The sequence below is a fragment of the Niallia sp. genome, assembly GCF_031978665.1.
GTDB lineage: Bacteria > Bacillota > Bacilli > Bacillales > Cytobacillaceae > Niallia.
On sequence record NZ_DALZDK010000065.1, the window covers coordinates 1 to 14,027 of the forward strand.

The window sequence follows — 14,027 nt, forward strand, 5'->3', positions numbered from 1 at the left end:
AAATTTATCAGCGTTTCTTTCATCTGTTGGAAAATCAGATATTCCTTTAATAATCATACATTCAACATCATTCTTCTTACAGATATAAGCAATTGCAGCCGCTTCTGTATCGGCTATTGTTATTTCGTTTTCTTTCAGTTCTAAATAGTCCTTCCACATAACTACTGCTTTATCAGCGGTGCCAATTGTTCCAGTATAAAAATCATTTTCATATTTTGATAGATCCATATCGACTGTGAAGGATTGTTTAATAAGAGGCTCGATTTCTTTTACTGTGCAATCATATTGAACGGCTTTATTGGGTACAAAAATATCCAAATTACTGAACTTTTCATCTATTCCTGCACATGTTCCAGCAACGATTACTTTAGTTAAATTAAATTTAGAAATCATATACTGATTACCACCAACGCCATTTACTTTTCTTACACCGGTGCTATAAAAAACAAGTTCGGTATCATTAATGGTTCTTAAGAAATACTCACCATAGGGATAACCGAAACGTTCATTATCTTTTATGCCGAAATACTCCAATGTCGCTTCATATTCCCACTTCGTTGCTATACTTATTCCTATCATCGACTTATCACTCTTTTGTCACTACTGAATTTCATTTTTATCACTATCCTTCTATACTCTGTTCATCAATAATTCGTTAGTAATATGTAAATATCCTTTTTTGCTAACCTGTCCCTATACCGACATAAGAAAAAGACTTCCCTTTCATGCAAGGAACACTTATTAGTTGCCATTAAAAACCTAAATTGATATTATAGATACATTAAGTCTACAATAGGGTGATATAATGAAGTTAACAAAAGCAACGAACTATGCTCTCCACACCATGATGTTTTTAGCTGCTAATCCCCCTGATGAACATATTGGTGTGGCAAAATTAGCTGAACGCCAAGGAGTTTCCACGACATATTTATCAAAAATATTAACAAAGTTAGTAAAGTCCGGTCTGGTTGAATCTGTTTCAGGTGCTAATGGTGGATATAAATTAAAACCAGATTGGGAAAAACTTTCATTACTAGATGTTATAAAAGCTATTGAAGGTTTGACCCCTATTTTTGATTATTGTCTTAGTCATAATCCTGATTGTTTAATTCAGAAAGCAATCGAATCAGCTGAGGAAAAGCTCTTAGATGAATTGAATCAAACACGTATTGTGGACCTTGCCAACAAATGGAATGAGACATCTATATAAATCAAGATGTCTTTCGTCCTAATTATAGACATTAAAACTCTATAATATATTTTATAAATACGGAGGGAAATAATGATGGATAAATTTGATTGTATTGTAATTGGTGCAGGACCTGCCGGATTAAGTGCAGCTTTAATTTTAGGGAGAGCACGGAGAAAGGTTGCCATAATTGATAATGGAACAAATCGAAATCGTGTAACGCAAGAGTCACATGGTTTTTTAACAAGAGATGGAATTAAACCACAAGAATTTAAAAATATTGCAATGAAAGATTTAGAACCTTATTCATCTGTGTCCTTTATAGATGACACAGTTATAGAGGTAAATAAAGAGGAGCAAACGGATTTATTTTTTATCACTACCTCGAACAATAAGTCTTATAGAACAGAAAAAATATTGCTAGCTACCGGTATTCAAGAAGAATTTCCCTTATCACAAATTAGACAATATTACGGCAAAAGTTTATTCAGCTGCCCATATTGTGATGGCTGGGAGCTAAGAGACAAGCCGTTAGCTGTAATTGCAGAAAAGGAGGAACATATTATTCATATGACTAAATTAGTATTTAATTGGTCTAAGGATTTAATTGTTTTTACTAATGGTCATCATCTATCCACTAATGTTCGAAATGATTTTGAAGGTAAAAAAATTAAGATTTATACAGAAGCTATTAAAAGCTTACATGGAGTTCTTGGCAACTTAGAAAGCATTGAATTAGTATCAGGTGAAAATATCTTAAGAAGTGGCGGCTTTGTAGTTCCGAGTTTTTATCGTCCAAATAAATTTGCTGAACAAATAAATTGTCAAGTTGATGAAAATGGAGCAATTATCACAGACGGTGCTGGACGAACAACAATAAATGGTGTATATATTGCTGGTGAAACGGAAAAATCAGGACCCTCTTCTTTGATGCTTTCTGCCGCTGACGGCAGTAGGGCTGCTTTCAGTATAAACATGGATTTAACCTTGGATAGATTTTAAATCTGTAAACTGATGAGTTACAAAGACAAACTCATCAGTTTTTTTATTATTATGGTTACAACAAAGAAAAAACCCACTTCTATATGGTTCTTATTCCATACAAAAAGTGAGTTTTCACCTATCCTTATCTAGCTTACTCGCCTAAATCCACATTATGATACACTTGCTGCACATCGTCTAACTCTTCAATCGAATCAATCATTTTCTCGAATTGCGCTTGTGCTTCTGGATCTAATGTTACATCGTTTTGTGCAAGCATTGTTAGCTCGGCTACAGTGAATTCTGTTACACCAGCTTGTTTAAATGCTTCTTGTACGGCGTGGAATTGATCTGGCTCTGCGTATACAATAACAGAATCTTCTTCTTCCATGATATCGCGTACATCTACATCTGCTTCCATTAGAAGCTCTAATGCTTCTTCTTCTGATTTTCCTTCTACCCCAATTACAGCTGTTGCATCAAACATGTAAGAAACAGAACCACTTACTCCCATGTTTCCGCCATTTTTACCAAATGCGGCACGAACATCGGAAGCTGTTCTGTTTACATTATTTGTTAAAGCATCAACGATTACCATCGAACCGTTAGGGCCAAAGCCTTCATAGCGAAGCTCATCAAATGTTTCTTCTGAACCGCCTTTTGCTTTTTCGATGGCACGGTCGATAATATGTTTTGGTACACTATATGTTTTTGCACGCTCAAGTACAACTTTTAGCGCTTGGTTAGATTCTGGATCTGGTTCACCTTGTTTAGCCGCTACATAAATTTCGCGTCCGAATTTTGCATAAATACGACTAGTATTTGCATCTTTTGAAGCTTTTTTGTCTTTAATATTGTTCCATTTACGACCCATTATGAACACTCTCTTTCTGCTTTTACATTCCACTATATATTATAGATAAAAACACGGCATTTATCTAGATGCCGTTTCTTAAAGCCACTAATATTATACATGAAATGTCGATTTTATTCAGCTTTTTGGTCAAAACTTTATGGCGAATCTTCGACAGATATACTGATAGAAAAAGGGAGTTCCCATAAATTAGCCTTCATCTTGAAAGATACGAAAAGATAATTTAGTAAGCTCCCCCTTTTTAAAATTGGCTGTTTTCGTAAAGTTTGTTGCTATGACCCCGCAGCCTGAATACACTCCGCTTTCCGTGGGGCTCGCGCTAAAGCCGCGGTCTGCCTTTGGCCTGCAGGGTCTCAGGCTGTCTCGCTAATCCCCGTGGCGTCTACGTGTATTCAGGCTGCTCAGATTTCCTCATTAATTGATTTCTTCTATTGAGAAAGCAACAATCTTTTAGAAAACAGTCTTAAAATTAAAGTTTAAATTTATTTACAATTGTTTGTAATGATTCTGCCATTTCAGACAGTGTATTTGTCGCTGTTACCATTTCTTCCATAACAGCTGTCTGTTCTTCTGATGCTGCGGAAACATTTTGTGCATGTCCAGAGAATTCACTTGAGCTTTCTGACAAGTTATCCAAAGATGCTGCAATTTTGCTGCCACTATCATTCATTTCAATAATTTTCGCTTCCATAACAGAGATTTGATCTGCCACTGTATGGACAGACTTACGGATATTTTCAAAAGAAGATCCTGCTTCATCTACAGTAGTAATCCCTGTTTGAACCGCTTCGTATCCTTTTGACATTGTCTCCACCGCTTTAATCGACTGATCTTGGATAAAGACGATTTTTTCGCTAATTTGATTTGCTGCACTAGCAGACTCTTCTGCAAGCTTACGCACTTCTTCTGCTACTACAGAGAAGCCTTTTCCATGATCTCCTGCACGTGCTGCTTCAATCGATGCATTTAGTGCCAACAAATTGGTCTGTCCAGCAATATTAGTAATCAAGGAAACAATTTCGTTAATTTGAGTGGAGCTTTCATGCAGATACTTAATAACATCAGCAGATTCAGTAACATTCTCATGGATAATCTGCATTTGCTTCACTGCTTTGCCTACAACATTTGAGCCCTCTTCGGAAATCTTAGCAGTTCCCGTAGCTGCATTTGTGACCTCTTTTATTTTTCCAGTCATATCTTCTAAATTATGAGCAATTTTTTCTACCGCATCACTAATCTCTTCGATTTCATTTGTTTGCTCATTTGTTCCCGAAGCAATTTCTTGAATCGAGTCATTAATCATGGAAATGGAAGAGCTTGTTTGTTCTGCACTTGAATATAATTGCTGAGAAGTTGCTGCAACTTGTTCCGAATTAATGGATACTTGACCAATTAAATCCTTTAGTTGGCTAACCATTTTATTTACGTTTATTGTTAATGCACCAATTTCATCATTAGATGTCACCTTTAACGTTTCGCCAGTGAAATCACCATTTGCCAGCGGTTCTACATAGTTTGCTAACGCTACAATTGGTTTTGAGATTCGCTTACTCATCCAGTATGCGATAAGACTACCAATGATTAATACGATTAAAATAAGACCAACAAAGACATAAATAATTTGAGTATATAGCTCATTTATAAACGAAGCATCCATATCTATTCCTAATATTGCTTGTGTTCCTTCCACGTGCACAAATATGGATTTATGCACGCCAAATTCATCCTCATAAATATCACTGAATAGTTTTTCTCCTGCTAATGCACGATTCATCTCATCCGTAAATGGATATTCGCTTCCATTCTCGTCTGTCTCACTTAAGGCAATGATATGTCCATCATCCCCAGCTTTCCCTAAGACGTAGACATTTTCCACATTTGTTTGTGCTTTTAAGTCATTTAATTGGGTAAGCAAATTCTGGTATGCTTCTTGATTCCCTTTTTCTGCTTCCTCTATATATTCCTGCTCTACCTCATTAACAGCTACTTGAAGATTTGCTTCTAATGTTTGCTCAAATCCTTTTATGACTTGATTTTCGACGATTCCTCGAGTAAAGATCAGTGTAACACCAGTAAAAATTAAACTGCTAATAATAAGGGGAATTAAATAACCTTGTAAATTTTTCTTAAAGATCGAACTTTGTTTTTTCTTAGTAGCTAAGCTCAAGTTCTTTTTCCTCCTGTTCCGTCACTAATGCATCCATATTTTGTACTTCTGCAATTCTCGGTTTCAGAAATTCGATGATTTCATCCATATGTTTTACTTCTGTAAAAGGAGATATGGAGAAAAACTTAGAAGCATATACAGGATAACGTTCTTCTGAATCGTTTGCTTCAATCATACACACCTTTTTCGTATCCCCAAAAAAGTATTCTTCTCTGTCTCTACCAAGTAGTTCGAATAGCTTCTGGTTTAGCTGATTCGTTTGTTCTATCGCTGCCGCTGACGCTTTACCAGCAACTTCTTCCTCCCATTTTGCCTTCTCGCTGTACAAGCGGAATACACTAACAGGACCAATTGTTGGATTAATAACGGCTATAGCTGGAAATTGCGTTTCTACTTTTTCGCGGAATGCTAGATTCACACGAACATAGTTTGCTAGTATTTGCTGGTATCCTTCGATTCCAAAGGCTTGCAATGCAGCATAAATCGCAATGGAGCTTGCCATTCGTGAACATTCTAACGTATAGCCAGTATGATAGCTTCCGTAACCGCGGTTTCCAACATAAGGAGTCTCAAATTCTTCTAAATCCAATAAGCCTAGAGAGCCGCCGTCTTTTGCTAAAAATAAGCTTGTTAAGTAAGGAGTCTGTCCAAGCTTTTGGAAATCAAAGCACAGGCTGTCTGCTAAAGATAGATACTGCATCCGCTCTTTAATACTAGCTAAGCCTTCTAGTACATTTCCTTCAAAATTCAATGGATTTGTCTCAAAATCATACGAATTAAACAGACTGTAGAATCCACCTAATGCTGAATCTGCATGGACATGGATATCCTCTATTCCATATGTATCCATGAGGGATGCAATCACATCTTTTACTTCTTTGACATTGTCAATTCCAAATGAATCAGTTGTACCAGTTGTTGCTACGATATATACAGGTACGCCACCTGCTTCGATTACCTGTACTAACTTTTCTTTTAAATCGCCAATATCCATGGAATGATCTTCTGTTGTTTTTACGCGAATTAAATGATTGCTTCCTATTCCTGTTGCTTCAACCGACTTTAATAAGCTATAATGTGCCCCTTCTGATGCAAAGCAGTATAAATTAGAAGGAACTCCTTCTTCTTTTGCGTTTGGATATTTTTTCGCAATCGCTAAGCGTAAACCTGTAAATACAGCTCCTTGCCCGCCCCATGTTGTGTATCCAAAGCTTTTCGTATGGTCGTATCCTACTAATTTAGACATCATGGAAACAACCTTTACCTCTGCTTCAGCTCCAGCTGGTCCATATACATCCCATAAATTATTTCCATTTACTAGAATAGTTGTCAGCATTCCAATGATCCCTGGAATACTTGCCATCGGTAATACATTGGTTACAAATTTATGTGTGTGGTATGGATGTCCTTTCACTAATTCTAGTAAATCATCAACCACAGCTGTCATATTTTTTCCGCTCTGTGGCACAACAGAATGCTCGACTAGCTTCCGATAAAAATCATCATCTCTATTCTTTGTTTCGCCTAGAATAGATTTATTCGGATTCTTATAGGAATCTACTTCCTTAATTAATCCATTCATTAAATCTAATAAATACTGTTGCTGTTCCTTGTTTCCATCTTCACTTGGAAATAGACGTTGAATTTCTTGTAGTTCCATTTAACTAACCCCTTTTTTTAAAAAATAAAAGCACTTTGCTCTAAAAATGGGCAAAGTGCTATAAAGATAGATAGTGTTTATCTATCTTTGCTTGCAACCCAGCTATCTTAGAATAATAACTATTCCTTAGATCTGAAGCTTTGCGTCCCCGCCTTTCAACGAGTTTGCCCGATATAAGCATATATTAGTTAAATAGCCATAGTTCAATAGTTACATCTATTACATGATAACAACTTTCTAACTTTATATCAATGGACCTATAAATATTCTAATTTTACTAATTTTTTCAACAATAACACTTTTTTTCATTCACCTGGTAAACTTCTTTTTTCGAATCCGAAAGTAATAAAAACTATAGCAAAAAAACTTGCGACTAATGTCCCAAGTTTTTTTGTGTTTTATAATTTTTCCACTAATAGCTTTTCTCTTGTTTTCTTTGCTGCCTCTACCATTACATGAAGTGCTTGGATTGTCTCTTCTTCATTTCTTGTCTTTAATCCGCAATCGGGATTAATCCAGAACAAATGTGGACTAAGAACGCCTAAAGCTTGTTCAATGTTTCGGGTTACTTCTTCCCTTGTTGGCACTCTCGGACTATGTATATCATACACACCAAGGCCAATTCCTTTATTATATGTTTTCTTCGCAAATGTTTGGATAAATTCCCCGTGACTTCTGGAAGTTTCAATGGAAATTACATCTACATCGAGTGCATCAATGGCATCGATAATGTCCTCAAAATTCGAATAACACATATGGGTATGAATTTGTGTTTCCTTCTCCACAGAAGTTGTTGCAAGTTTAAAAGAGTAGACAGCCGCATCTAAATAGTTCTTCCACTTTTCTTTTTTTAATGGCAATCCTTCACGGATAGCCGGTTCATCTACTTGAATCATGCGAATATTGTTTTTCTCGAGCTCCTCCACTTCTTTCTTAAGGCTGAAAGCGATTTGTTTTGCTACTTCTGCTCTTGAAATATCATTTCTTACAAATGACCAGTTTAAAATCGTAATTGGTCCTGTCAGCATTCCTTTTACAGGCTTAGTCGTCAGACTTTGAGCATAGACCGTTTCTTTCACCGTCATGGGCTTCAGATAAGCGACATCTCCATAAATAATCGGTGGTTTCACACAGCGGGAACCATAGGATTGCACCCAGCCGAATGTCGTAAACTGAAAACCAGCTAGTTTTTCACCAAAATATTCAACCATATCTGTCCGTTCGAATTCCCCATGTACAAATACATCTAACCCTAAATCTTCTTGAATCTGTATCCATTTTTCTATTTCTGCTTGAATGAAGCGCTCATATTCTTCCTCTGTTATCTCCCCTTTTCGCCATTTTAACCGTTCCTTCCGCACTTCCTTTGTCTGCGGAAAGCTTCCAATTGTCGTTGTTGGAAGAACTGGCAGGGAAAAGGCTTCTTGCTGTGCTTGCTGTCTTATGCTTGCATTTTCATTTCTTTCCGGTTTGTCAGCAGTCGTTTTTAATTCTTCATGAAGGACTTGGTTATTTCTTGCAGTGGAAGCGTTCAATTTACTAATCACTTCTACACTTTTATCGATTTCTGCTTGAATGACTGCTTTCCCTTTTCTGATCCCTTTTGTTAACGTATTTATTTCTTGTAATTTTTCATCTGCAAAAGCAAGTGCCTCTTTTAAACCCAAGTCTATTTTCTCTTCCCTCACTGTTACTGGTACATGTAGTAAACTTGATGATGGCTGGATAATTATCTTTTCCCTTTCTATAGACTTCTGTATCTCCGCAAGTAAATCCCACTTTTCTTCTAAATTAGTTTTCCACACATTTCGGCCGTCAATGATTCCAGCAGCAAGAATTTTATTTTCTGGAAATCCGTATTGCTGAATAGATGCTAAATTCTGACCTTCATCATGAACAAAATCTAAGCCGATTCCCGTCACTGGTAATGAAATGATTTTTTGATAATCTGTCACGGCTTCAAAATAAGTTTGCAGAATCACCTTTAATTCTGGAGCTACTTCTTGTAGCGTATGATATATGTGCTCAGTGATTTGCCATTCTCTTTTAGTAACATCTGTGACTAAATATGGTTCGTCTATTTGAAGCCATTCTACACCCTCTGCTTCTAGCTCCTTTAAAATTTGCGCATATAAAGGAATATAAGCTTCTACTGTTTCTTCCAACTTATCTTCATCATAGCCTTTTGCTAATTTAATAAAGGTCAGGGGTCCTAACAATACCGGTTTCCCCTCGATTCCTAATGCTTCTTTTGCTTCCCGATAAAAGGTCAGAGGGCGGTTCTCTGTTAATATTGGCTTTCTTTCTCCAAGTTCTGGCACCATATAATGATAATTTGTGTTGAACCATTTTTTCATTGCTGATGCTACTGCAGTCTTATTCCCACGCGCAATCTGAAAATATGTTTGTAAGGGAACCTTCCCCCCATTATAAGCAAATCTAGACGGCACCTGCCCAAACATCGTAGCTGTATCAAGTACATGATCATAGAAACTAAAATCACCGACAGGAATTAAATCAATTCCTTGAAGCTTTTGCTTTTGTAAGTTTTCCAGTCGAAGATTCTTCGTTTCTTGCAGAAGCTCGACTTCCGTATATTCGCCCTTCCAGTAACGCTCCAATGCTCTTTTCCATTCTCGTTTTTCTCCAATTCTTGGATAGCCTAAATTTGAACTTTTGCACATGTTGCTTCCCCATTTCCTATTTTTTTATCTCAGTCAAAAGTTAGTGAAAAAAAAAGAGTCTGACCTCCACATCTATCTATACAGAAGCTCTCTACTTTCTTGCTTCCTAGATAAACAGTGGAGTCAGACTCTTATGAGATACACTCATTTAAGTACAGCACTAACTAGAGTTGAGACAATCTTTATCCCAACACATATTCTCCCTCCTCTATATCCACGTAGAGTAAGCTTACTTACAAAATAGGCAGGTCTCCTGACTTAGGATCATCACTCCTTCTCTCCTTCCCATCTAAAAAAGACAGTGGATATGAGAAGTTGCTCCTCCATACAGTGGCGGGACCGCGCCGGATTCTAACCGATCTTCCCTTTTAAGCTATGAATTGGAATTCACAGCACCTATTTGCGCTATTTAATTTTCAGTTCATTTCTATCATAAAAAATAAAAAACCTCCCTTATGTAAACAAAGAGAGGTTTTCATCTTGTAGCTTTATCCCCCTCTTATCTTTCAAAGCATGAATGCTTTGCTGGAATTAGCACCTTTTCTTTAAAAGAATGGTTGCTGAGGTTTCAACGGGCCAGTCCCTCCACCTCTCTATATAAGAGTTTTTTATGCACTTTTTTGAATTAACAAAATATTAGCATGATAATTCTTGGTTGTCAATTATTGTTTTAAAGACTATAAAGGTTTCTTTTTATCATTTTGGATACGTAAAATTTTCAAATTGTTCGCTATTACAATCCTTTTCCTATTTTTACATGCAATTTCTCTTTTACTCCTTCTTGATTACGAACATTTGTTCTGATATGATAAAACCATTAAGGAGAGGATCTAGATGTTACGCGATCGAGGCACGATAAAGTGGACGGCGATGATGCTGCCAGAGCATGTTCAAAGCATAAAAGAGATTTTAGCGGAAGCAAAAAAAATTAAAATGCCTATTTTAGAGGAAGATAAAATAAGAGAAATGGAACTGCTTTTACTCGAAGGAATCGAATATAATCTTTTGCTTCACTTCGATATTTTTAAAAACGGAGCGATCTTGAGCATATCCGGAAAAACGACTTATATTGACCATCTAAACCAAGAGCTTCGCATTCAAGATATAAATAATCAGACGCACTCTATTCCTTTTCACAGCTTAGTAAACATACAAAACGATTATTAAAAAAGGAGCATTACCTTGTTTGATTATACGCAATTTCCAAATAGAGCGATTCTTTGTGTAGATATGAAAAGCTTTTATGCGAGCATTATTGCGGTCACAGAAGGATTAGACCCCCTCACCTGCCATCTTGCTGTTGTCGGCAATACCGACCAAAAGGGCAGTGTCGTCTTAGCGGCATCTCCTGCCATGAAGAAAGACTTTCGAATAAAAACAGGCTCTAGACTTTTTGAAATACCAGATGATCCAAGAATTATGGTGCGAAATCCCCAAATGGGACTATTCATTCGCGTGTCTACCGAAATAACGAAATTATTTTTCCGATATGTGCCCTCCTCTGCTGTCCATACCTATTCTGTCGATGAAAGCTTTCTCGATGTAAGCGGAATGGAAAAAAGCTTTGGTACACCAATAGAAATCGCGCAAAAAATTAAAGGCGATATCATGCGTGAGTTTGGTTTGCCTTCAACCATTGGCATCGGCCCCAATATGCTCATGGCAAAGCTTTGCCTTGATTTAGATGCAAAAAAGGCAAATGGCGGTGTAAGCAGATGGACTTATGAAGACATTCCCAATAAACTATGGCCTATTTCCCCTTTGCGCGAAATGTGGGGAATCGGGAAACGAACGGAAAAAACGCTAAACAATATGGGAATATTCTCTGTTGGCCAATTAGCACGCTATGATTTAACATTACTCGAGAAAAAATTTGGGATTATGGGGAATCAACTTTACCATCATGCCTGGGGAATTGATTTATCGCAAATTGGCGCACCCATTATGCAAGGACAAATCAGCTACGGGAAAAGCCAGATTTTGCTGCGAGATTATAAAGACATCCACGAAATTAAATCCGTTCTCCTTGAAATGTGTGAGGACGTTGCTAAAAGAGCACGAAGCAATCACCATGCAGGGCGCACAATCAGCTTAGGTATTTCTTATAGCAAGGATGAATTTGGCGGCGGTTTTCAACGATCGCGCACAATCGAAAATCCAACGAATGTAACCATGATTATTTATCACGTCTGCCTGGCATTGTTTCATGAAAATTACCGCGGGCAAACGGTTAGACAAATTTCTGTTTCTATTACAAAATTAGAGAATGATTATGAAATGCAATTAGATTTATTTGATACAGGCGGCTGGAAAAAAAGAAAGCTTGGGTATGTGGTTGACAATATCCGCAATCGCTATGGATCAACCGCCCTCTTACGTGCTGTTTCCTATACTTCTGGCGGCACTGCCTTGCAACGCGCTCAACTACTTGGCGGACATAAAAAATAGGAGGTGTATCGATGTTAAAACGAATTCGATTAAAAGAGGAAAACGTCCCTTCCAAACATACTTATCCTTTTACAATCCCCGCACTTCGCCATTTTAGCTCTCTTGATTTTAAAAATAAGGTGACATTTTTCGTTGGAGAGAATGGCTCTGGAAAGTCTACTTTGCTTGAAGCAATTGCCTATCAATGTCAATTTAACACGGCAGGCGGTGGCAGGAATAATGCCTATGACGTTCATTCCTCCCAGTCTGACTTGGGAGAATATCTGCAGTTATCATGGTCTCCTACAAAGCTTACAAACGGTTTTTTTCTGCGGGCGGAATCTTTTTATGAATTTGCCACACATATTGATCAACTGGACAGTGATAAAAAGTATGCGAGCTATGGCGGAAAATCGTTATTACAGCAATCCCATGGTGAATCCTTCCTCTCTCTCTTTCTCCATCACTTCAGAGGAGAAGCGATTTATTTATTAGATGAGCCGGAAGCAGCGCTATCCCCACAACGGCAATTAAGCTTTCTTCGCATCCTCCACGATTTAGCCGAAACCGAAGAATGCCAATTTATTATTGCGACCCATTCTCCGATTTTATTAGGCTATCCAAATGCGACAATTCTTAGCTTTGATGGAGACGAAATAGAGGAAATGGAGTACGAAGATACAGAGCACTATCAAATTACCAAATACTTTTTGAAACATCGTGAGAAAATGTTAAAAGATATATTCGCGGAAGAAACAGAAGAAAAAATGTAAAAATCTGGATACGGGATAATCTAATCAAATAAGTAAATAGTATAATTATCTGATTACTTTGGAGGTTATTATGATTGGATTATTATTCTCTGTCTTTTTATTTAATTTTATTGCCTATATAACGAATAAAAAATTAACAATGAATCAAATTTTACATATATGGCTATTCACGCTCACCTTTCAGCAGCTTTTTGATTTATATGTAGATGTAGGATACCATGCTTACTGGTACTTCAGTAAATCAGAGGTCGATTGGGAATCCATCATTCACATTTTGTTTTTAGTACCGCCTGTAAATATTATTTTCCTAAATCTTTATCCGATGAAGACAAAGATTCTAAACAAAATTTTGTTTATTTCCCTATGGAATTTTATCATTATAGGATATGAATGGCTCACTTTACTCCCCTCGCCATGGGGATATTTTCATTATGGCTGGTGGAAACTCTCCTACTCCTTTTGCATTAACCCAATTTTATTATTTTTTTTAATTAAATATTATAAGCTAGTAACGAAACTGGAGAAGAAATCCCTTTCTGTGAAAGAATAAGAATCCTTTAAACTTATAGCGAGTGATCCTCAGCCGTGGCTATAAGTAATAAACCATCACATGACAGACATAGCCCTTATACCTATTGACAACGATTCCTAGAATAATAAACAGGACTATAAACTCATATTTTTTTACGAAAACAACAAAAAACATGACTTTATACCTTGAATTAACCGAATAACATGGTAAAATTAAATCTGGGCAAATTTTACGAAAGTAAAAGACGCAAAGCCACGGGCCTAAAGCAATTGCTATGGTAGCCGGGTTGCCAAGATTATACATATATCTTGTTAAAAAATCTTCCTGTCTAATTTGCCTTATAAAATTAGAAAAGAGGAAATGTCATGTTTTATCCAACCGTAGTAACTGAAAAACCGTGTGTTAGACATGTTGTAAAGGACAAGAATTACTGTATGTGTGGATCGAAATACAAATCGTATTCTACCTTTAAAAAATCAGATTTTAAACGAATTGAATTTAAGCAGCTACCTGATATCACCTGTCCTTACTGCCAGTCCATCATTAATTAATGATGGATTTTTATTTTGCGGCGCGCTCTGTTCCCTTTTTTTCTTTTTCGTCCGCTCTACGGTAACAGAGCGGCTTTCTCTGTTCCCTTTTTGCTTTTTTTCTCCACTTCACGGGCACAGAGCGGCTTCCTCTATTCCCTTTTTGCCTTTTTTCTCCGCTCCACGGGCACAGAGCGGCCTTCTCTGTTC

At 37.0% G+C, this 14,027-nt stretch carries 12 protein-coding genes and 4 riboswitches; of the genes, 7 read left to right on the forward strand and 5 right to left on the reverse strand.

The window, feature by feature from the left end; genetic code table 11:
* A partial coding sequence (locus RTL21_RS22620) for a 5'-methylthioadenosine/S-adenosylhomocysteine nucleosidase family protein (protein WP_312099371.1) occupies positions 1–579 on the reverse strand: 579 nt, incomplete at its 3' end.
* Positions 580–805: 226 nt separating this feature from the next.
* On the opposite strand from RTL21_RS22620, the gene RTL21_RS22625 reads away from it, so the two are divergent.
* Entirely contained in the window at positions 806–1,210 is a 405-nt protein-coding gene (locus tag RTL21_RS22625; RefSeq protein WP_312099372.1) for an Rrf2 family transcriptional regulator, read from the forward strand.
* A 75-nt stretch (positions 1,211–1,285) separates the two neighbouring features.
* On the forward strand, positions 1,286–2,191 hold the full coding sequence (locus RTL21_RS22630) for an NAD(P)/FAD-dependent oxidoreductase (RefSeq protein ID WP_312099373.1): 906 nt from the start codon (positions 1,286–1,288) through the stop codon (positions 2,189–2,191).
* Positions 2,192–2,324: 133 nt separating this feature from the next.
* Here the strand turns inward: RTL21_RS22630 and RTL21_RS22635 are convergent, their stop codons facing one another.
* The 4 genes from RTL21_RS22635 to metE all read right to left on the reverse strand — a co-directional run bounded on the left by RTL21_RS22635 (position 2,325) and on the right by metE (position 9,555).
* Positions 2,325–3,044 carry a YebC/PmpR family DNA-binding transcriptional regulator gene (locus RTL21_RS22635; protein ID WP_312099374.1) on the reverse strand — a complete coding sequence of 240 codons (720 nt, stop codon included), beginning with the start codon at positions 3,042–3,044 and terminating at the stop codon, positions 2,325–2,327.
* Positions 3,045–3,513: 469 nt separating this feature from the next.
* Positions 3,514–5,211: a methyl-accepting chemotaxis protein gene (locus RTL21_RS22640; RefSeq protein ID WP_312099375.1), complete on the reverse strand. Its 1,698-nt coding sequence runs from the start codon at positions 5,209–5,211 to the stop codon at positions 3,514–3,516.
* Positions 5,195–6,871: a pyridoxal phosphate-dependent decarboxylase family protein gene (locus tag RTL21_RS22645; RefSeq protein WP_312099376.1), complete on the reverse strand. Its 1,677-nt coding sequence runs from the start codon at positions 6,869–6,871 to the stop codon at positions 5,195–5,197. Before RTL21_RS22645 ends, RTL21_RS22640 begins: the two co-directional genes overlap by 17 nt.
* A gap of 89 nt (positions 6,872–6,960) precedes the next feature.
* A riboswitch (cyclic di-GMP riboswitch) is annotated at positions 6,961–7,050 on the reverse strand.
* Positions 7,051–7,269: 219 nt separating this feature from the next.
* Positions 7,270–9,555 (reverse strand): 5-methyltetrahydropteroyltriglutamate--homocysteine S-methyltransferase, encoded by a 2,286-nt coding sequence (gene metE / locus RTL21_RS22650; RefSeq protein ID WP_312099377.1) that lies wholly within the window; start codon positions 9,553–9,555, stop codon positions 7,270–7,272.
* Between the two features lie 226 nt (positions 9,556–9,781).
* Positions 9,782–9,970: riboswitch (cobalamin riboswitch) on the reverse strand.
* Positions 9,971–10,051: 81 nt separating this feature from the next.
* Positions 10,052–10,159: riboswitch (SAM riboswitch) on the reverse strand.
* Between the two features lie 230 nt (positions 10,160–10,389).
* Between metE and RTL21_RS22655 the strand changes: the two genes are divergently transcribed.
* From RTL21_RS22655 to RTL21_RS22675, 5 genes are all read left to right on the forward strand, one after another.
* A complete protein-coding gene (locus RTL21_RS22655; RefSeq protein WP_312099378.1) occupies positions 10,390–10,722 on the forward strand; it encodes a YolD-like family protein in 333 nt (110 codons plus the stop codon).
* Positions 10,723–10,785: 63 nt separating this feature from the next.
* Positions 10,786–12,003, forward strand: a complete 1,218-nt coding sequence (locus RTL21_RS22660) for a Y-family DNA polymerase (protein WP_396954494.1) — start codon at positions 10,786–10,788, stop codon at positions 12,001–12,003.
* An 11-nt stretch (positions 12,004–12,014) separates the two neighbouring features.
* The gene (locus RTL21_RS22665) at positions 12,015–12,755 is read left to right on the forward strand and encodes an AAA family ATPase (RefSeq protein WP_312099382.1); all 741 of its coding nucleotides are present in this window, start codon (positions 12,015–12,017) and stop codon (positions 12,753–12,755) included.
* Between the two features lie 70 nt (positions 12,756–12,825).
* Positions 12,826–13,305, forward strand: coding sequence for a hypothetical protein (locus RTL21_RS22670; protein ID WP_312099383.1), 480 nt, complete (start codon positions 12,826–12,828; stop codon positions 13,303–13,305).
* A 193-nt stretch (positions 13,306–13,498) separates the two neighbouring features.
* Positions 13,499–13,581: riboswitch (cyclic di-GMP riboswitch) on the forward strand.
* A 71-nt stretch (positions 13,582–13,652) separates the two neighbouring features.
* Positions 13,653–13,838, forward strand: a complete 186-nt coding sequence (locus RTL21_RS22675; protein ID WP_312099384.1) for a hypothetical protein — start codon at positions 13,653–13,655, stop codon at positions 13,836–13,838.
* Positions 13,839–14,027: the final 189 nt, after the last annotated feature.